The sequence below is a fragment of the Streptomyces nogalater genome, from assembly GCF_039532885.1.
Lineage (GTDB): Bacteria > Actinomycetota > Actinomycetes > Streptomycetales > Streptomycetaceae > Streptomyces > Streptomyces nogalater.
This window is the reverse complement of the sequence record NZ_BAAASM010000054.1, coordinates 137,420-157,791: the sequence shown is the minus strand read 5'-3', so window position 1 is coordinate 157,791 and position 20,372 is coordinate 137,420. Positions and strand designations below refer to the sequence as shown.

14 protein-coding genes are annotated in these 20,372 nt (G+C 73.6%); 13 read left to right on the top strand and 1 reads right to left on the bottom strand.

The window, feature by feature from the left end; translation table 11 throughout:
* Positions 1 to 952 precede the first annotated feature (952 nt).
* The 9 genes from ABD350_RS30040 (at position 953) to ABD350_RS30000 (ending at position 13,015) form a co-directional block, all read left to right on the top strand.
* Entirely contained in the window at positions 953 to 3,982 is a 3,030-nt protein-coding gene (locus ABD350_RS30040) for an amino acid adenylation domain-containing protein (RefSeq protein WP_344351939.1), read from the top strand.
* 7 nt (positions 3,983 to 3,989) lie between these two features.
* Positions 3,990 to 4,775 carry a leucyl/phenylalanyl-tRNA--protein transferase gene (locus tag ABD350_RS30035; RefSeq protein WP_344351937.1) on the top strand — a complete coding sequence of 262 codons (786 nt, stop codon included), beginning with the start codon at positions 3,990 to 3,992 and terminating at the stop codon, positions 4,773 to 4,775.
* A gap of 47 nt (positions 4,776 to 4,822) precedes the next feature.
* Positions 4,823 to 5,584: an N-acetyltransferase gene (locus ABD350_RS30030; protein ID WP_344351936.1), complete on the top strand. Its 762-nt coding sequence runs from the start codon at positions 4,823 to 4,825 to the stop codon at positions 5,582 to 5,584.
* A gap of 89 nt (positions 5,585 to 5,673) precedes the next feature.
* Complete coding sequence (locus ABD350_RS30025; protein WP_344351935.1) at positions 5,674 to 6,732, top strand: methyltransferase; 1,059 nt, start codon at positions 5,674 to 5,676, stop codon at positions 6,730 to 6,732.
* Positions 6,733 to 6,743: 11 nt separating this feature from the next.
* Positions 6,744 to 8,609 carry an acyl-CoA dehydrogenase family protein gene (locus tag ABD350_RS30020; RefSeq protein ID WP_344351933.1) on the top strand — a complete coding sequence of 622 codons (1,866 nt, stop codon included), beginning with the start codon at positions 6,744 to 6,746 and terminating at the stop codon, positions 8,607 to 8,609.
* Positions 8,606 to 9,268 (top strand): thiaminase II/PqqC family protein, encoded by a 663-nt coding sequence (locus tag ABD350_RS30015; RefSeq protein WP_344351931.1) that lies wholly within the window; start codon positions 8,606 to 8,608, stop codon positions 9,266 to 9,268. The genes ABD350_RS30020 and ABD350_RS30015 overlap by 4 nt, the downstream gene beginning before the upstream one ends.
* A 175-nt stretch (positions 9,269 to 9,443) precedes the next feature.
* Entirely contained in the window at positions 9,444 to 10,985 is a 1,542-nt protein-coding gene (locus tag ABD350_RS30010) for an MFS transporter (RefSeq protein ID WP_344351929.1), read from the top strand.
* A gap of 204 nt (positions 10,986 to 11,189) precedes the next feature.
* Entirely contained in the window at positions 11,190 to 12,425 is a 1,236-nt protein-coding gene (locus tag ABD350_RS30005; protein ID WP_344351928.1) for a cytochrome P450 family protein, read from the top strand.
* A 29-nt stretch (positions 12,426 to 12,454) separates the two neighbouring features.
* Complete coding sequence (locus ABD350_RS30000; RefSeq protein WP_344351927.1) at positions 12,455 to 13,015, top strand: pyridoxamine 5'-phosphate oxidase family protein; 561 nt, start codon at positions 12,455 to 12,457, stop codon at positions 13,013 to 13,015.
* A gap of 100 nt (positions 13,016 to 13,115) precedes the next feature.
* On the opposite strand, the gene ABD350_RS29995 is transcribed toward ABD350_RS30000, so the two are convergent.
* Positions 13,116 to 13,400, bottom strand: a complete 285-nt coding sequence (locus tag ABD350_RS29995) for a heavy-metal-associated domain-containing protein (protein WP_344351926.1) — start codon at positions 13,398 to 13,400, stop codon at positions 13,116 to 13,118.
* Between the two features lie 352 nt (positions 13,401 to 13,752).
* On the opposite strand from ABD350_RS29995, the gene ABD350_RS29990 reads away from it, so the two are divergent.
* The 4 genes from ABD350_RS29990 to ABD350_RS29975 all read left to right on the top strand — a co-directional run bounded on the left by ABD350_RS29990 (position 13,753) and on the right by ABD350_RS29975 (position 20,328).
* Complete coding sequence (locus ABD350_RS29990) at positions 13,753 to 14,736, top strand: hypothetical protein (protein ID WP_344351924.1); 984 nt, start codon at positions 13,753 to 13,755, stop codon at positions 14,734 to 14,736.
* A gap of 143 nt (positions 14,737 to 14,879) precedes the next feature.
* Entirely contained in the window at positions 14,880 to 16,001 is a 1,122-nt protein-coding gene (locus ABD350_RS29985) for a hypothetical protein (protein ID WP_344351922.1), read from the top strand.
* Positions 15,998 to 18,127, top strand: coding sequence for a bifunctional serine/threonine-protein kinase/ABC transporter substrate-binding protein (locus tag ABD350_RS29980; RefSeq protein WP_344351920.1), 2,130 nt, complete (start codon positions 15,998 to 16,000; stop codon positions 18,125 to 18,127). Before ABD350_RS29985 ends, ABD350_RS29980 begins: the two co-directional genes overlap by 4 nt.
* Positions 18,127 to 20,328 carry a bifunctional serine/threonine-protein kinase/ABC transporter substrate-binding protein gene (locus ABD350_RS29975; RefSeq protein ID WP_344351919.1) on the top strand — a complete coding sequence of 734 codons (2,202 nt, stop codon included), beginning with the start codon at positions 18,127 to 18,129 and terminating at the stop codon, positions 20,326 to 20,328. Before ABD350_RS29980 ends, ABD350_RS29975 begins: the two co-directional genes overlap by 1 nt.
* The last annotated feature ends 44 nt before the right edge of the window (positions 20,329 to 20,372 follow it).

The window sequence follows — 20,372 nt, the reverse complement described above, 5'->3', positions numbered from 1 at the left end:
CCAGCGCCCATCCAGGCCAGTCCGCGGTGGCGGCGGGAGCGGTGCGGCGGACGACGTGCGGGAGAACAGGCCGGCCCATGGATATCGCGGTCAACGCCCGGAATGTCGCTGATAATCGCCGGTTAACAGGACGTCAATTTCCGGGCGGTAACGACGACGGCCTCGTCCCGGCATTTCGGAAATCGTGGTGGGACGCGACCGGCCCGGGCCGGTCCGGAGAAGTTGCGCAAAAGCCGCTCCCGTCTGTGGATTGAAGTCCCGTTCCGCACCACTTATACCCATACCCCCTAGGGGAGGCAAGATGTTTGAGCACGATGAAGGGGTCGGCCACGGCCTGTCGGCGCTTCGGATAACCGCCCGATTACCGGCCGCCATCCTTCTGCACGGGGCGCGGATGTGAGCGGCCGCACCCCTCTCTTTTCCCCGCGTGTTCCCCTCTCCATCCCTCGTTCCACTCTCCGGAAAAGGAATGTCCCCCCGTTGACAACGCCTGCCGCCGTAGGGTTTCCTCGGCACGGTCGCAACAGAGCACAGTAGGCGCCGGGTCGAGTACCCGGCACGGAAACTGACGTTCGGTTGAAGATGGGGGACGGCAACGATGGAGACATCGACGATGCAGGGACCGAGCGACGCCGCACACCGCTGTCTGTGACGGCGTCGGGGCACGCTGACACCTCAGCGGCCGTTCGACTCGCCCACCCGATGCCCCCGAGCCGGCCGATCCCCTTCCGTGTGGCCGTCGAGCCGCACCCGCGCGCCCGCCGTGTGCCGGGCGCGGTGACTTCTTCCCTCTGAACTCCCGCCCGCAGCCAACGGATTCACCGCACACCGGCACTCCGGCCTGCCACCCGTTCCCTCAGGGCCGGCGCAATCCCAGGCACGAGTCCGCCGTGCGCCCACGCGCGTCGGCGGACAGTCAGCGTTCTCACACCCGTACTGGACGAGAGGACTCATGGACATCATCGGGAAGCCGTACGCACACGAGCGCTTCGCCGCGGTGGCGGCGGCCCGTGGCGAGGCCACAGCGGTGGAACACGACGGCCACCGGATCGGCTACGCCGAACTCGACGCGGCCGCGAGCCGGTTGGCCCACCGATTACGCCTGCGCGGAGTGGGGCGCGGAGCGGTGGTCCTGGTCCACCTGGAGCGCTCCATCGACCTCGTCGTGTCGTTGCTCGCGACGCTCAAGGCGGGGGCGGCCTACCTTCCGGTGGAGCCGGGCGTCCCGGACGACCGGATCGCCGCCTACGTCAAGGAGACGGGCTGCGCGGTCGCCGTCACCCGCCCCGAGCACACCGGCCGGTTCACCGGGCTGCCGGTGACGACCCTGGACCCGCGGGCCGCCGCGGACGCCGAGGACTCCCCCGGTGCCGGTCCCGTCGCCGTCGAGCCGGCGGACACCGCCTACATCATCTACACCTCGGGCTCCACCGGCTCCCCCAAGGCCGTACGGGTGGCCCACGCCTCCCTCGCCTATCTGTGCCGCGCCGTCAACGAGCGGTACGGGGTCGGGCCGGAGGACCGGGTGCTGCAGTTCGCCGCGCTGTCCTTCGACACCTCCATAGAACAGATCCTCAACACCCTGCTCAACGGCGCGACCCTCGTCCTGCCCGAGTACGCCTGGGCGCCGAGCGAGCTGCCCGGCCGGCTGGTGTCGCACGGTGTCACGGTGATGGACCTGACCCCATCGTACTGGCGCGCCTTCCTCGCCGAATTGGCCCGCGAACCCGTCGAGTTGCCGGTGCGGCTCACCATCGTGGGCGGCAGCGCGGTGCATGCCGAGGACTGCCGGACCGCGTTGCGGCTGATGCCGGACTCCCGCCTCGTCAACGCCTACGGGCTGACCGAGACGACGATCACCTCCTGCACGATGGAGATCACCGCCGAGGCGCTGCCGGCCCAGGGCCCCGCGCCCGTCGGACGGCCGCTGCCGGGGACCGTCGTGCGGGTCCTGGACGAGCGGCTGAACCCGGTCCCGCCCGGGCGGCACGGCGAGATCTACCTCGGCGGCCCCGGCGTCGCCCAGGGTTATCTCGGCGACGAGGAGCGGAGCCGGCAGCGGTTCGTCACCCTGCCGGGCGCGGCGGCCGGTACGGGGACCGTGTACCGCACCGGCGACCTGGGCGGCTGGACGGCCGACGGCAACCTGGAGATCGTGGGCCGGGCCGACCGGCAGCTCAAGATCCGCGGCTTCCGCGTCGAACCGGCCGAGATCGAGGCGGCCTTGTCCGCGCACGGCCTCGTCGACGACGCCGCGGTCACGTCCTTCGCCCACCGGGGGGAGGACCAGCTCGTCGCCTACTTCACCGCCCGGCGCGCCCCGCACCCCCTCGATCCCGGGGAACTGCGCGCCTTCACCGCCCGCCACCTGCCCGCCTACATGGTCCCGGCCCGGTTCGTCCAGCTCGACGCGATGCCGACGACCGCGCACGGCAAGACCGACTTCGCCGCGCTGCCCGATCCGTCCGAGCTGCCCGGGGCCCCTGCGGCGGCCGGTGCCGGGGCGTCCTCGGCGAACCTCGTGGAGCGCGCCGTCGCCGGTCTGTGGTGTCAGGTGCTCGGTGTGGAGTCGGTGGGGCCGGTCGACAACTTCTTCGATCTGGGCGGCAATTCGATCCTCGCGGCCGAGCTGATGGCGAAGGTACGGGCCTCGCTCGGTGTCCTGATCACCCAGGTGCGCCCGCTGATCCGGCTGCTGCTCGACGACGCCACGCTGCGCGGTTTCGCGGCGGCGGTGGAGTCGGCCCGGGCCGGCACGCTCAGCGCGGACGGCGCGGCCCCCACCGATCTGCGGGCGGACACCGTCGTAGGCGTGCCGATCCAGGCGCGGCCCACCGAGACCGCGTGGGCGGACCCGGCCCATGTCCTCCTCACCGGGGCCACCGGCTTCCTGGGCGTCTACCTGCTGCGCGACCTGCTCAGGACCACCGGCGCCACCGTGCACTGCCTGGTGCGGGCCCGCGACGCCCGGCATGCCGTCGAGCGCCTCCAGGGCACCGCGCGGCGCTATCTCGCCGAGGACCTGGCCGAGTACGCGGCGTCCGGACGGATCGCGGTCCTGCCGGGCGATCTGGACCGGCCGCGTCTGGGGCTGACCGAGGCGGAGTTCGACCACCTCGCCAGGACTATCGACGTCATCCACCACCCGGGCGGGCTGGTCAACTTCATCTACCCGTACTCCCATATGCGCCCGACCAACGTCGAGGGCACCCGGGAGATCGTCCGGATGGCCGCACGGTACCGGAACATCCCCGTGCACTACGTCTCCACCATGGCCGTGGTCTCCGGGTTCGGCACCGCCGGTGTCCGGCACGTGACCGAGGAGACACCGCCCGACCACCCCGACCGGCTGTCGGTGGGGTACGTCGAGAGCAAGTGGGTCGCCGAGGGACTGCTGCTGAACGCGGCCAGGCAGGGCCTGCCGGTCGCCGTCTACCGGGCCGCCGACATCTCCGGCGACCGCGCGACCGGCGCCTGGAACACGGCCACCGAGATGTGCGCGATGAAGAAGTTCATCGTGGACACCGGGACCTCGCCCGTCGCCGAACTCCCCCTGGACTACACCCCGGTGGACTGCTACTCCGCCGCGCTGCTGCACATCGCGTCGAGCAGGCCGCCGGCCGGCGAGATCTACCACCTGACCAATCCCGGGAAGGTGAACGTCTCCGTGCTGGCCGGCCGGCTGCGGGCACACGGCCACACCATTCGCGAGATCCCCTGGGAGGAGTGGGTCGACGGGATCGTCAGGATGGCGATCGAGCGGCCCGACCACCCCATGACACCGTTCGCCCCGCTGTTCATCGACCGCTGCTCCACCGGTGAGATGAGCGTGGCCGAGATGTACCTGGAGACGACGTTCCCCGTGTTCACCCGGGACAACGTCGACGCCGCGCTGCGCGGCAGCGGTATCGAGATCCCGCCCGTGGACGCGGAGCTGCTCGACCGCTACATCCGGTACCTGACCTCCATCGACTTCCTGTGAGGTGGACGTGTACATCCGTACCCTGGCGCGGACCCGCGGCTCATGGGAAGCGCTGGACGTCCTCGGCGGCCCGGCGGACGGGCCCGTCGCCTTCGGGGGCGACCTCGGTCCCCAGTCCCTCCTCGCCGCCTACCGGCGCGGCCTGTACCCCTTCCCGGCGGCGACGGCCGAACAGCGGATCGTCAACGAGCTGATGTACGAGGCCGAGGTCGAGGCCGGTGTGGTGAAGGTGCTGCCCGGCTGCGACGACCCCTACTCCATCGCCTGGTGCTCCCCCGACCCGCGGCCCGTCATCCACGTGGAACGGGCCCGTCTCCAGCGCAGCCTGCGCAGGCAGCTGCGCAGCACACCGGACTGGACCACCACGGCGGACAGGTGCTTCGAGCGGGTGGTCCGCCAGTGCCGCACCGGACGCAGCGAGCAGTGGCTCACCGACGACCTGCTGCGGGGGCTGTGCGTGCTGCACGGACTCGGCCACGCGCACAGCGTCGAGGTGTGGGAGGGGGACGAGCTGATCGGCGGCACCTTCGGCGTCCGGGTCGGCGGCGTGTTCAGCGCCGATTCCCAGTTCACGTTGCGCAGTGGCGCGGGCAAGACGGCGGTGGCCGACCTCGTCCGGCGCTTCGCCGCGGCCGGCGGGCGGGCCGTCGACGTCCAGCGCGACGGCGACCACGTCCGGCTCCTGGGCGCGCGGCCGGTCCCCCGGGAGGGGTATCTCGCCCTGCTCGCCGGCCGGCACGAGCCCCGGCCGCTGCCCACCGGGCGGCTGCCCGCCCGCCGGCTCGCCGGATGAGCACCACGACCGCCACCGCGCCCGCACTCACCGACGGGAGAGACGCCATGAGCACCACCAGCACCGGCCTGCGCGCGATCAGCCTCGCCGAGCGACCGGATCTGGAAGAGGCGATGATCACCATGGAGTCGTCGTGGCCCGCCTACATTCGCCCCGATCCGCTCCTGGTGGACTGGGCGCTGCGCCGCCACGCCGAGCACCAGTTCGTCGTACTCGACGAGGAGGACCGCGTCGTGGCGCGGGCGGCCGGCGTGCCCCTCGCCTGGGACGGCGCCTCGGACGAGCTGCCCGACACCGGCTGGGACGAGGCGTTGCGCCAGTGCCTGTCCGACACCGCCGCCGGCCGCGAACCCACCACGCTGTGCGCGCTGGAGATCGCCGTCGTCCCGGACCGCCTCGCCCGGAACCTGTCCGGGTACACCCTGCGCGCCCTGCTCGACCACGCCCGCGCCCAGGGGTTCCACGACGTCGTGGTCCCGCTGCGGCCGAGCGGCAAGCACCGTTACCCGCGGCTGCCGCTGGCCGCGTACACAGCGCTGCGCCGGCCCGACGGGCTGCCCGAGGATCCCTGGCTGCGGGTGCATGTGCGGGCGGGCGGCGAGGTGCTGCGGGTGTGCCCGGCGTCCATGACGGTCGCGGGGAGCCTGGCCCAGTGGCGCGAGTGGACCGGCCTTCCCCTGGACACCGACGGCCCGGTGGAGCTGCCCGGCGGCCTGGTCCCGCTCACCGTGAACACCACCCACGACCACGCCGTGTACGTCGAGCCCAACGTCTGGGTCCGGCACCGCCTCACCGGCCGGCGCCCCTGACGGTCCGCAGAAACACATGCCGGCCTCCCCGACCGACGGGGAAACCGGCCGGCCCTCCCCGAGCGACACCCACGACAAGGAGTACGACCATGAGCACGACTCCCCAGGACGTCCTCGCCGCCGGCACACCGGATCTGCGTGCCGCCCTGATCGAGCGGATCGGTGGCTACATGACCGCGCACGGCATCGGTGTGGCCGCCGAACTGGGCCTCGCGGACCTCATCGGCACCGGCTCGCGCACCAGCCGGGAGCTGGCCGACGCGACCGCCACGCACGAGCCCTCGCTGCGGCGGCTGCTGCGGATGCTGGTCGCCGTCGGCATCGCCGAGGAGCCCGAGCCGGGCCGCTTCACGCTGACCGACGTCGGCTCCCAGCTGCGCTCCGACTCCCCGGACTCCCTGCACAAGTTCGCCAGGATGTTCTGCCACCCCCTCTTCTTCACGTCCTGGCAGAGCCTGCGCCACACCGTCACCACCGGCGAACGCGCCTTCGACCACGTCCACGGGACGGGCATCTACGACTGGCTGGCCCGGCACGGCGAGACCAGCACGCTGTTCAACGAGGCGATGAGCGAGGAGTCCCGGCTCTCGGCCGCGCAGCTGGCCGCGGGCTACGACTTCCCGGCGACCGGCACCGTGGTGGACCTCGGCGGCGGCGACGGCACCCTGCTCACCGCGATCCTCCAGGCCCGGCCCGGCTTGCGGGGCGTCGTCTTCGACAGCCCGAGCGGCGTGGCCGAGGCCCCCGCCACCCTGGGCAAGGCCGGGCTCGCCGACCGGTGCGAGGTCCGGTCCGGGGACTTCTTCCAGTCCGTGCCGGGCGACGGCGACCTGTACATCATCAAGAGCGTGTTCCAGGACTGGGGCGACGACGAGGCCCGCGCGATCCTGCGTACGGTCCGGGCGCACATACCCGTCTCGGCCACCTTGCTGATCGTCGGTACGGTGCTGCCCGAGACCGCCGACACCGCCGCGCCCGTCGCGTACTTCACCGACGTCAACATGATGGTCACCACCGGCGGCCAGGAGCGTACCGAAGGGGAGTTCCGGGCGCTGCTGGCGGAGACCGGGTTCAGGGTGCGGTCGGTCGGGGTGGGGCAGGCCGGACCGCTGTCGGTCATCGAGGCCGTCCCCGCTTCCGCGGCATGACGGCGGCAGGCATGCCGGAGCCGCAGGCCCCGCCGGCCGCCCGGCGGCCGGGGTTCGCCACCGCGTTGTTCCTCGGCCGGCCGGAAACGGATCCGCTCACCGAGCCCGCGGGCGATCCACGGCGGCTGGAACCGGCGGAGGAGCGTTTCCTCGCGCGCCTGCGCGACTTCTGTGAGAAGGAAGTCGACAGCGCCGCGATCGAGCGCGAGGACCGTGTCCCGGACGAGGTGGTCGAGGGGCTGAAGGACATCGGGGCGCTCGCCATCCGGCTCCCGCGCCGCTACGGCGGGCTGGGCCTGTCCACCCACTGCTATCTGCGCGCCCTGATGCTCACCAGTACGACGCATCCGGCGCTGAGCGAACTGCTCGCGGCCCACCAGGCGATCGGGCTGGTCCAGCCGCTGCTGCTGTCCGGGACCGAGGCGCAGAAGCGGGCGTTCCTGCCGCGGTGCGTGCGGGAGATCTCCGCCTTCGCCCTCACCGAGGCCGGCATCGGCAACGACCCGTTCCGCATGCGCACCACGGCCGTGTACGACCCCGGCTCGGACACTTATGTGCTCGACGGGGTGAAGACATGGACCACCAACGGCGTCGTCGCGGACCTGCTCGTGGTGATGGCCGTCGTCCCCGCCCGGGAGGGCGGCGAGGGCGGGATGACGGCGTTCGTCGTGGAGGCGGACGCGCCCGGGGTGACGGTGGAGCGGCGCAACTCCTTCCTCGGGCTGCGCGGTCTGGAGAACGGCTGCATCCGTCTGCACCGGGTGGTCGTCCCGGCGGGCCACCGGATCGGCGCGGAGGGAGAGGGCCTCGCGATCGCCCTCGCCGCGCAGGACACCGGGCGGCTGTCGCTGCCGGCCGTGAGCGCCGCCGCGGCCAAGTGGAGCCTCGGGATCGCCCGGCAGTGGAGCGCGGCCCGGGTGCAGTTCGGGCGGCCCATCGCCGGGCACGACGCGGTGGCCGGCAAGGTGTCCTTCATCGCGGCCACCGCCTTCGCGCTGGAGGCGATGGTCGAGGTCATCGCCCGGCGCGCGGAGGCCGGCGGCACCGACACCCGGCTGGACGCGGAACTGGCCAAGCTGTTCGCGTCGGAACAGGCCTGCGTCATCGCGGACGAACTGGTGCAGCTCCGGGGCGGCCGCGGCTACGAGACGGCGGAGTCGGCCATCGCCCGCGGCGAACGCGGCGTACCGGCCGAACAGTTGCTGCGCGACGTCCGGGTCGGCCGCATCTTCGACGGCTCCAGCGAGGCACTGCGAGCTTTCCTCGCCCACGACTTGATCGAGGCCCACCGGGCCGCGGCGGGTGACCGGGAGAGGGCACCAACCGGAGACACGGCGCGAGCAGGGGACACGGCACCAGCAGGAGGGACAGCACTCCTGGACGACCATCTGGAGTTCGTCGCCCGGACCAGTCGGCGGATCGCCGGTGAACTCGCCGCTGTCGCCGCCGAGTCCGGTCCCGAGGGGGAGGGTCTCGACGGGCGGCAGCGGTTCCTCGGGCGGATCGTCGACGTCGGTGCCGAGCTGTACGCGATGAGCGCGAGCTGTGTCTACGCCAGGGCACTCGGCGGCGACGACGGCTCCCCGGCCGAACTCGCCGACGCCTTCTGCCGTCAGGCACGGCTGCGGGCGGCCGAGTCGCTGGCCAGGCTCGGCGAGAACACCGACGCCGTGGACCGCGAGGTGACGGGACATGTGCTGGACGGCCGCCACACCTGGCTGGAGGAAGGAGTGGTGGACGTCTGCGTGGACGGCCCCTGGATCGCCGAGCAGCGGCCGGGGCCGTCGACGGGCCCGAACCTCAGGCGCGTCATCGGGCCGGCGGGAACACCGCTCACCGCCCGGCCGTCCGACGAGACCACGAGGAGGACCCGGTGAACACCGTGACGGACGTCCTGGAGGCGGCACGGCTGCGGATCGCCGGGCATGCCGAGCCCAATCGCTTCCTGGAGGTGCTCGAACAGGGCGGTATGCCCGAGGAACGGCTCAAGTGGCTGGCCGGGGAGCTCTATCACCTGGTGGGCAGCGACCGCCGCAGTTTCGCGCTGCTCGCGTCGCGCTTCCCCGTCGCCCCGGCCGGAGACCTGTTCCTGGCCATGGCCCAGGGCGAGGCCCAGGCGCTGGCCCTGCTCGGGGACTTCGCGGCGGCGCTCGGCCTCACGACAGAGGACCTGCGGGCCTACGAACCGCGGCCGCTCACCCAGGCCTACCCCGCCTATCTCGCGCGTGCGGCCCTGTTCGGCACCGCGAGCGACACCGCGCTGGCGCTGCTGGCGAACGTGACGGACTCCGGCCTGACCTATGTCCGGGTGGCCGACGCCCTGGTGGCGCGGTACGGCATCGAGGAGCGCGCGCTGGGACACTTCCGCTATTTCGCCGACACCCCGCAGGCGTTGCTGGACCAGGCGACGGCGACCCTGGCGGACGGCCTGGCCGGCGGGGACGATCCGGTGGCCGCCGTGCGCTGCGCGGGGACCGTGCACGCGCTGGAGGGCGCGTTCTGGAACTGTCTGGCACGCGGTCTCGGCACGGGCTGAGCGCACGTGTGCCCGGGCTCTCCACCCCGGCTTGACACCCATACCCCCCATCCGTATTTTCACTGCAATACCCGGTAGGGGTATGCCTGCGTGCCAGGTCTCGACGAGGAGAGGAGTGCTGATGTCTTCGGCAGGAAGTCCGCAGTTACGCGCAGGGGGGAGGCAGTGGGCCGCGTTGGGCCTGCTGGTTCTTCCCGCGCTCCTGCTGTTCATGATGCTGACCATCCTGTTCCTGGCCATCCCTTATCTCGCGGCGGATCTGCGGCCCAGCAGCACGCAGACACTGTGGATTCTGGACATCTACGGCTTCCTGATGGCCAGCCTGCTGGTCCTGATGGGTACGGTGGCCGACCGCTTCGGCCACCGGAACCTCCTGATCACCGGGGCCCTGCTGTTCGGGGCGGTCTCGGCGGCGGCGGCCTTCACGGACTCGCCCGAGCTGATGATCGTCTGGCGTGCGCTGCTCGGCGTGGCGGCGGCCATGCAGATGCCGACCACGCTCGGCATGATCTTCACGCTGTTCCAGGACCCGAAGCAGCGGGGCGTGGCCATCGGCACCTGGGCGGCGGCCATCTCGGCCGGTGTCGCGCTCGGCCCGCTGCTCAGCGGTCTGCTGCTGGAGGCGTTCTCCTGGCGGGCGACGTTCTTCGTCGCCGTACCGGTGATGGCGGTCGTGGTGATCGGCGCGCCCCTGCTGCTGCCGGGCCGGCAGGGCCCCAGCAGGGGCCGGCTGGACCTGTTCAGCGCGCTGCTCATGCTGCTGACGCTGCTGCCGCTGATCTACGGCGTGAAGTCGTTCGCCACCACCGGCTCACCGCTGGTGTCGGCTCTGGCCGTCGTGGTGGGCGTGCTCTTCGGTGTCGTGTTCGTCGTCCGCCAGCTGCGCTCCGCCGAGCCGCTGCTGGACGTCCGGCTGTTCAAGAACCGGACGGTCAGCGGGGCGCTGGGCGTCTTCATCCTCTCGGCCATGGGGCTGGGCGGCGTGTATCTGATGTTCACCCAGTACCTCCAGCTGGTGAAGGCCCTGTCGCCGCTGAAGACCGGGTTCGCGATCCTGCCCGCGGCCCTCGCCCTGATCGTGGTCGCGATGCGCTCCCCGGTCCTCGCCCGGCGCGTCCGGCCGGGGTACGTCATCGCCACCGGGCTGGCCGTCCAGGTCGTCGGCTACCTCCTGTTCACCCTCGTCGACAGCACCACCGCGCTGCCCTGGGTGATCGTCGGCTTCATCGTGCTCTACCCGGCGGTCTCCCCGTCCATGGCGCTGACCACGGACCTCGTGGTCGGTTCGGTGCCGCCGGAGAAGGCGGGCGCGGCCGGAGGCCTGGCGTCGACCGTCAACGACCTCGGCATCTCGCTGGGCGTCGCCGTCATCGGCAGCATCGGCACCGCCGTCTACCGCGACGGCGTCGACGGCAAGTTGCCCGACGGTCTGTCGGACCCGGCGGCCTCCGCCGCCCGGGAGAACCTCGACGGCGCCGTGGCCGCCGCCCGGGACCTGCCCGGCCGGGTCGGGGACCAGTTGCTGGCCGTGGCGAGGGACGCCTTCACCAGCGGGCTCAACGTCGCCGCCGGCACGGCCGCGGTGATCGCGGCGGCGGGCGCCGTCGCCGCGGCGGTCTCGCTGCGCCATGTACCGCCGACCGGCTCGGCGGTGCCCGACGACGGACCGGCCGAGGCGAGCCCGGCCCGGTCGGTCCCCGCCGCGGACTCCGACTGACCGGCGGCCCCCGGCGGACCTCGACCGTCCGGCGGACCCCCGCACGAGCCCACCGGAACGACAGAACGGCACCAACAGCACCGTACGTACAGCCAATTCAGTGAACACCGCCGGACGTGGCGGGCGGGGCGGGCNNCGTGGCGGCCGGAGCGGTCCTGGATCCGCTCCGGCCGCCGCGTCCGGCCCCTCGTCAGGAGGCACGCGATGTCAGCGATTCCCTTCAGCGCAACGCCCACCGAGACGCTCGACAACAGGGGCGGCCGGTGCATGTACGCACAGGTCGAGCGCCTGCGGTCGCTGGGGCCCGCCGTCCCCGTGCGACTGCCGGAGGGGGTGGCGGCGTGGTCGGTGTCCCGAGGGGACGTCGTACGGATGCTCCTGACCCACCCCGGGGTCTCCCGGGACCTGAAGAAGACCGTTCCGGGTTATCAGCCCGGTACCGTGCCGTGGCTGTCGCCGTGGGTCGACCTGGACTCGATGGCCACGGCGGACGGACGGGAGCACGCGCGGCTGCGCAAGCTGATCACCCCGGCCTTCACCCCGCGCCGGGTGGAGAGGCTGCGCTCGCACATCGAGGCGGACGTCACCATGCTGCTGGACCGGCTGGCCACCCGGCCCGGCGACGAACCGGTGGACCTGCACGAGGAGTTCTCCTACAGCGTGCCCACCCAGGTGATCTGCGACCTCTTCGGCATCCCGGACGACCAGCGGCCCGAGGTGCTGCGGGTGTTCCGGGAGGTGGCCAGGACCGGCCTGTCCGAGGAGGAGGCGGTCGCGCTGTACGACGACCTGGTGGCCGCGATGCACCTGCTGATCACCACCAAGCGGAGCACGCCGGCGGACGACCTCACCAGCTTCCTGCTCGCCGCCCGGGAGGAGGGCGAGGAGTCGCTGAACGAGCACGAACTGGTGTCGACGCTGCTGCTGATGATCGGCGGCGGCAGCCAGACGACCATCAACCTCCTGGACCACACCATCCGCGAACTCCTGGCCCGGCCGGACCAGTTGGGCATTCTCCGGGCGGACCCGGCGCGCTGGGACGACGCCGTCGAGGAGTCGCTGCGCGTGCACTGCCCGGTGATGCACCTGCCGATGCGCTGGGCCAAGGAGGACATCGACCTCGGCGAGGGCGTGGTGATACGCGCCGGGGACGCCATCCTGGTCTGTTACGGCGCCCACGGCCGGGATCCCGGTGTGCACCACGATCCGGAGACCTTCGACATCGACCGGGAGGACAAGGACCACATCGCCTTCGGCCTCGGTGCGCACTTCTGCCCGGGCTCGCACCTCGCCCGGCTGGAGGCCCGTATCGCGCTGCCCGCCCTGTTCGACCGGTTCCCGCGGCTGGCCCTGGCCGTCGCCCCGGAGGACGTACCGCCCGGGCAGACCTTCATCGGCAACGACGTCGCGTCCCTGCCGGTCTTCCTGCGCCACAAGTGACCACGCCCCACGACACCGAAGGGTCGCGCATGGCGATCGACGAGAGCCTGATCGAGCGGACGGCACACCTGCTGGACCGTGCTCGCTATCTGAACCTGGCCACCTCGCGGGACGGAGCCCCGTGGGTGGCCACCCTGGAATACGCCTGGTTCGCCGGTCCGTTGCGTTTCGTCTTCGGTTCGTCCACCGGCGCCCGGCACAGCGGAGACATCCGCGCGGACCCCCGGGTGAGCGGTTCGCTGTTCGTGACCGAGGGGGCCGCCGGGGTGGCCTTCGCGTCCGTCGACGGCGCCCAGTTCACCGGCCGCTGCACGGAGATCGGCCCGGGGGAACTGGAGGCGTACCACGCGCCCTTCTACGAGACGGTGTTCCCCGACGCCGGGCAGCGCGCCCGGTGGCAGCTGCCGCCGGAGCGGTTGCGGGGGGCCGCGCCGCACCGTCTGTACCGGGTCGATGTCGAGCGCTGGTGGCTGATCGACACCCGGCACTGGGAGGAGGACCGTATCGACCGCCGGGTCCGGCTGCCCCTGGACGCCGGCACACAGGCCCGGCTGTCCGCCCGCGCACGGGTGCGGGCGGTGTCCCCCTGAGCGGGGACGACTGATCCGGCCGGGCTCGCCGACGGGGGTTGGGTGAGCCCGGCCGGACCGCTCCCCGCGCCGCGGCGAGGAGCGTCTCGGAGGGCCGGCGTCAGGCGGTGCGGCCGGTCAGCGCGTAGCCGGCCTCGTCGACGGCCTGGGCGATCAGGGCGTCATCGGGGTTCTTCTCGGCGACCACGGTGACCCGGCCCGTCTTCACGTCCACCTCGACCGACAGCACGCCGTCGACACCGCTGACGGCCTTGGTGACCGCGGCCTCGCAGTGGCCGCAGGTCATGCCCGTCACGGCGTAGACGGTCCTGGTGGCGTCGGTGGTGATCTGGGTGGTGGCCGCGCCGGAGTGGCAGCTGCCGTCGGGGCTGCAGCAGGACGACATGGGCTTCCTCCTGAGGGTTGTGATGAGACGGAGCGCGTCAAATACCCTTAGAGGGTTGGGGTATTGCAAGCGCTGACGAAGCATAGGTATACCCCCTACCCCTATCCAGCGGCAAGTCGTCCGGCCACGGGACGGGCGGCTCGGCCGGGCGACGACGCGCCCCCTGTCACATCGCGGCGCGCCCGCCAGTCATGCCCGGATCCTCTCGTCGCGCACTGATGGTGAAGCGACTTCACACATACCCCCGGCCCGTATCGACGAACAAGGTGTCGCCGACTTGACTACGTACCCCCCTGGGGTATGTTGAGGGTCGTTGGGCCGCCTGCCGGCAGGGAAGAGACGAGGAGTCACCATGAACACCGGGCTGCGGATCACCGCCTACGCCGCCGCGCTCGCCGCCGCGTTCGGCATCGCCTACGGCGTCGGCGGCGGGGTCGGCGAGATCTCCCTCCAGACCGAGAGCGCGGCACACGACGGGCACACGGACGCCGCACCGGGCGGAAAGCGCACCGCGGGCCCCGGCCCCACGCCGGGCCCCGGCGCCGCGGCGGCGCCCGGCGGACTGCAGACCTCGGAGCGGGGCTACACCCTCGACCTGAAGACCCCGGCCGTCACGGCGGGGCGGAAGACCGAGCTGCGGTTCGCGGTCGTACGGGACGCGACCGGACGCCCGCTCACCGCCTACGAGGAGGAGCACACCAAGGAACTGCACCTGATCATCGCCTCCCGGGACCTGACCCACTATCGGCACCTGCACCCGACGCGCGCCGCCGACGGCACCTGGTCCGCCCCCCTGACCCTGCCCAGGGCCGGTGTCTACCGGGTCTTCGCCGACTTCACACCGGACGGCGGCCAGGGCCTGACCCTCGGCGCCGACCTCACCGCCTCCGGCGCCTACGCGCCCGCGCCCCTGCCCGCCCCCGCCACCACGGCCGAGGTCGACGGGTACCAGGTCGGCCTCCGGGGCCGGCTCTCCCCCGGCCGGGACGGCGAGCTGACGCTCGCTGTGACCCGGAACGGCAAGCCGGTGCGTGACCTCCAGCCCTACCTCGGTGCCTACGGCCACCTGGTGGCGCTGCGCTCCGGAGACCTCGGCTATCTGCACGTGCACCCGGGCGGCGAGCCCGGGGACGGCACGACGCGGCCGGGACCGGACATCTCGTTCACCACGACGGCGCCCAGCACCGGCACCTACCGGCTGTTCCTGGACTTCAAGCACGCCGGCCGGGTCCACACCGCCGCGTTCACCGTCCGGGTGGACCGGCCCGCCGAGCAGCCGGACACCCCGGCGGCGCCCTCCCCGGAGTCCGGCGAGCACTCGGAGCACAGCCACTGACCGCGGCGGTGACACCGTCCCGACTTGGCGACAGCCGTGGCACAGCCGGGCCACGCCATCGTCAACTGCCCTACGTGGCCGGCCTGTTGCCGCCTAGCATGAGGTCCGACGCATGATGGTCGGGCGACCCCCGGGGGGACTTCGTGGTGCTGGGAGGGTCGGCGGCGGGCCTCGGCTGCGCCGTCGCGCTGTGCGGCTTACTGCTGGCCGGCTGCACCTCCGGCGGGGACGGCCCCGACCGGCCGGCGACCGGGACGAGGAGCGGCGGGACCGCCCGCCCCGGCCCGTCGCCGACCAGCGTGGTCGACGCCGACCCGGCCCGACTCCCCCGGACCCGGGACCAGGCCGCCGCCCTGGTCCGCGCCATCATGCCGGGGCCCTCCGCGTTCGGCCCCGGCACCGTCCGCCGTGAACCGTACGAGAGCGACCCGCGGCGGTGGGCGGTGCTCGGGGATTCCTGCGTCTGGGAACAGCGGGCGCTCCCGGCGGACGTCCTCGCCAGTCTGACCCGCCACTACGAGATTCCGGCGCGCGGGGGCAGGGGCCCGCTGCGGCTGAGCGCCGTCGTCACGGTGCACCGCGACGCCGAGCAGGCCGACTGGGAGAACGCCGAGGTGCTGGAGGAGATGATGCGCTGCCCCTCCCAGCTGCTGCGCCCCGGTGAGATGCTCGGGAACCTGACCGACGTACCGAACGCCCTCGGCGACTCGGGCAACGGTTTCGCCGACGATTTCCTGGCCGAGTCCGGCACGTACACCGGCGAGGATGTCGGCGGTCCGCACCCGTACGTCTGGGAGCAGAGCCGCATCGGCCGCTTCACCCTCGCCGTCTCGGCCCGGGGCGCCGAGGGCTGGACCAAGCGCGACCTGCTGGACCTGCTGCGCCGACCGCACGCCACGATGCGCGCGAGCCTCCGCGCCGCCATCGAACGGCGGACGCCGACAGGATCGGTACCGCCTCCCGCGACCGGCCCCACCACCCCGGCGGCGACCGGCCCCACCACCCCGGAGACGACCGGGGCCAGCACCCGGGAAATGGTCGGGGCCCCGGCTCCGGAGGCCGCCGGAACCGAGCCCCTGACGGCACCGGGGACCATGGGCGCAAGGACGGCCGGGACCCCGCGACCGACGGCAACCGGGGCGACCTCCCCGGCGACGACCGGCCCCACCACCCCCGGGAAACCCCGACCAGCCACCCCCGAGGAACACGAGCCCGACGCCGCCGAGGAACCCGGACTCGAAATCCCCGAGGACGGTCGCCGGTGACTGAGGAGCTCAGGCCCTCCGACCCCTCCCGGATCGGGGGGCACCGGCTGCTCGCACGGCTCGGCGCCGGGGGCATGGGCGTCGTGTACCTCGGGCGGGCGCGGTCCGGGGAGCTGGCCGCCGTCAAGGTGATCCTGCCGGAGTACGCCGACCGGCCCGAGTTCCGCGCCCGGTTCCGCCGCGAGGTCGCCGCCGCCCGCCGGGTGGACAGCCCCTGGGCCGTGCCGGTGACCGGCGCCGACCCGGACGCGCCCGCGCCCTGGCTGGCCACCGCCTTCGTGCCGGGCCCCTCGCTCGCCGAGGCGGTCGCCGCCCGCGGGCCACTGCCGCCGGCCGCGGTGCGCGCGCTCGGCCGGATGCTGGCCCGGGCGCTGACCGCCGTGCACGCCGCGGGACTGGTGCACCGCGACGTCAAGCCCGGCAACGTCCTCCTCGCCCTGGACGGCCCCCGCCTGATCGACTTCGGTATCGCCCGCGCCCCCGAGGAGACCGCCCTCACCTCGGACGGCATGGTCGTCGGCACCCCCGGTTTCCTGGCGCCGGAACAGGCGCGGGCCCGCCCGGCCACCCCCGCCAGTGATGTCTTCGCCCTCGGCTGCCTCCTCTCCTACGCGGCCACCGGGCGCCCGCCCTTCGGCACCGGGGCCGTGCACGCCCTGCTCTACCGCACCGTCCACGACGAGCCCGACCTCGAAGGGCTCCCCGCCGGTCTGCGCGAGCCGCTGGAACGGTGTCTCGCCAAGGACCCGGCCGCCCGGCCCACCGCCCGCGAGGTGGACGAGGCGCTCGGCGGTAAGACGCCCGCCGGCACCGCCGACTGGCTGCCCGACGACGTCGTACGGCTGGTCGCGGACCGGTCCGCCGCGATGCTCGCGCTGCCGGACGTCGAGGCGACGGCCCTCGACACGGAGGCGGACGAACCGCCGGCGGACGGTGCCGGGGGCCCGGACCCGTCGCCGCGCCCCGGCGGCCGCCGCCGCTTCCTGCTCCTCGGTGGCGCGGCCCTGCTGGCGGCTGGCGGCGGGGCCGCCTTCTGGGCGAGCCGCCGCGACGACGGCCCCGCACCCGCCGCCCACCGCCCGCTGCTCGGCGTCCAGGCGGACCTGACGGGGCCGCAGAGGGCCGTCGGACAGGCCCAGGAACGCGGTGTGCGGCTGGCCGTCGAGCAGTTCAACGCGCGGAAGGACAGGCCGTTCACGCTCGCCCTCACGGTCGCCGACGACGGCGGCGACGAGTCCCGCGCGGTGCGGGCCGCCCGGTCCCTGGCCGCCGACCGCGACCTGCTCGCCGTCATCGGCTCGACCGGTGACCGGACCACCGGCGCGAGCCTGGACGCCTACGACGCACAGCTCGTCCCCCAGGTGACGGCCTCCTCCGCGCAGTCGGTGTACGGCGTGTCGGAGCCGCGCCACTTCCTCCAGGCCGTGCCCGGATACCTGGTGTCGCCCGCGCTGATCGCCCTGGCGCTCGCCAAGGCGGGCGTTCGGCGGGCGGGCATCCTGATCGACCGAGACGGCGGCATCCCGTCCTGGCAGATCGGCCACACCACGTTCCAGGCCCTCGGCACCGTCAGGATCCCGGCCGAGCCACGGGTCGTACCCCGGCTCGCCGGTGACCTCGCCCCGGTGGTCGCCCGGATGCTGGCGCGCGAGCCGGACGGGTTCGTCTACACGGGCACCCCGGCGCGTGCGGCGGCCGTCGCCCGCGCGCTCGCCGAGAGGCGCTTCACCGGCGTACGCGTCCTCGGCTACCCGGCCGCCGGCCAGGAGTTCCCGGCCGCCGCGGGCGAGGCCGCCGAGGGCTGGCAGGTGTTCGCGCCGTACATCGACCCGTCGGCCGCGCGCGTACGCGGCTTCGCCGCCGCCTACCGCGGGCGCTACGGCTCCGCGCCCCCGTACTGGGCGGCGGAGGCCTACGACGTGGCCCGCATGGTCATCGCCCGGATCACCGAGGCGGGCGGGCGGCCCTCCCGGACCCGGCTGTACGGCCTGCTGGCGAAGGGCACGTACAAGGGGCTGGTGCGCACCTACGCGTTCGATGAGAACCGGCAGCTCAAGGGGTACGACGTGTTCCGCTACGAGGTGAGGGGCGGCCGGTACGCCTACGCGGGCGAGGCGACCTTGTGATGCGCCCGCTCGCCGCGGACGACCCAAAGGACATCGGCGGCCACCGGCTGCTGGCCCGGCTCGGCGCCGGCGGCATGGGTGTCGTCTATCTCGCCCGGAGCACCGGCGGAGCGCTCGTCGCGCTGAAGGTGATCCGCGCCGAGCACGCGGCGGACCCCGCCTTCCGGGCCCGGTTCCGGCGCGAGGTGACGGCCGTACGCGGGCTGTCCGGACGGTGGCTGGTGCCGGTCGTGGCCGCCGACCCGGAGGCCCGTTCGCCCTGGCTGGCCACGGAGTTCGTGCCGGGCCCCGCCCTGGCGGAAGCGGTCGACGGGCACGGAGCGCTGCCCGTGGCCGCGGTACGGGTGCTGGGCTCCCGGCTGGCCGAGGCACTGACCGCCGTGCACGCGGCGGGTCTGGTGCACCGTGATGTGAAGCCGGGGAACGTGCTGTTGGGCCTCGACGGCCCCCGGCTCATCGACTTCGGCATCGCCCTCGCCGCCGGTGCCACCGCGCTCACCGCGCCCGACGCCGTCGTGGGGACACCCGGTTTCCTGTCGCCGGAACAGGCCCGCGCCCGCGCCGAGGAGGTCGGCCCGCCGAGCGACGTCTTCTCCCTCGGGTGCGTGCTGGCGTACGCGGCCTCGGCCCGGCGCCCGTTCGGCACCGGGCACGCGGCGGCGGTGCTGTTCCGCACGGTGCACGAGGACCCGGACCTGGCGGGCGTACCCGCCGGATTGCGCCCGCTGATCGGCGGCTGCCTCGCCAAGGACCCCGCGCGCCGCCCGAGTGCCGCACGGGTCCGGGCGGCGCTGGTGGATCCCCGGTCGCGGCCGGCGCGGGACGCAGGGGCCGCCGAAAGCGGTGCCGAAGGCTGGCTGCCGCCCGCCGTGGTGCGCCTGGTCGCCGAACGCTCCGCACGCGCGCTGGACGTACCCGCTCCCCGGCGCGCCCCCGTCCGGCCGGATGACGAGGAGACCGTCGCGGACCCGGCGCCGACGGCCGCGGCCGGGGACCGCGCGCCGGCCCGGCGGCGGGTGCTGGCGGTGGGGGGCGCGGCGGCCTCGGTGCTGGCCCTCGGCGGCGGGGCCGCAGCCTATCTGACGCTCGGCCGGGGGCCCGGCGGCGGGCCGCCCGTGCACACCCTCGGCTTCCAGGCCGATCTGAGCGGTGCGGACCAGGCGGACGGCGTGGCCCAGGAGCGCGGCGCGCGTCTCGCCGTAGCGCGTCACAACGCGCGCGCGGGCATCGCCTTCCGGCTCGCCCTCGACACCTTCGACGACCGGGGCGACGCCACCGGGGCCCGGCGGGCCGCCGAGCACTTCACCGAGGCCGCCGTGCGCGCGGTCCTCGGACCGAACACGCTCCCCGCGGCACTGGCCGCGGCGCCGCGCTACCAAGCCGAGCGCACCGCCATGGTCCTGGTCTCCCTGGACGATCCCCGGCTGGACGACGACGACACCCTGCGGACCCTGCGCGTCACCCGCTCCCCGGAGCAGTTCCTGGCGGTTGCGCTGATCGCGTACCTGACCGCCGTACGGCCGGTGGACCGTACCGCCGTGATCGACGACCGGGCGGCGGGCCGCGTGGGCTCCGACCTGGTCGACTCGCTCACAGAGCGTCCGCCCGGCGAGGGCACGACCCGCGTGTACCCCGTGCCGGCCGGGAGCGACGACTTCTCCCCCGCCGTCCGTGCCGCGCTCGCCGGCCGGGCCCAGGCCGTCGTCTTCACCGGGACATCGGCGCGGCGCGCGGCGCGCTGCGCCCGCGCCCTCACGGAGGCCGGTTTCACCGGGCCGCGCCTCGGCACCTGGCACCTCATGCGCCCGGCCTTCCTCCGGCAGGCCGGTGCGGCGGCCCAGGGCTGGGTGTTCGGCGCCCCGTTCACCGATCCCGGCAGCGTGTCCGGCGCCTTCCGGTCCGCCCACCGCGCGGCCTACGGCACCGCGCCCGGCCGCTGGGCTGCGGAGGCGTACGACGCGGTGGGACTGGTCGCGCGGGCCCTGGAGTCGCTGGGCGACCCGGCCGGCGTCACCTCCGGGGCGGTCGCCGAGCGGCTGTCGGACCTCACGTACCAGGGGCTCGCCAAGTCCCTCCGCTTCACCGCCGACAGCCCCCGGAGCATCGACACACCGCGCGGCGAGGGGTACTTCCTCTATCAGACGGAAGGAAACGGCTTCCGGTTCCTCGGGCGGTGCGACCGGATCACCGGACGCGGTTGAAAAATGGGGTGCAACCTTGTGCGCGGCTTGTGAGTCTTCTGATC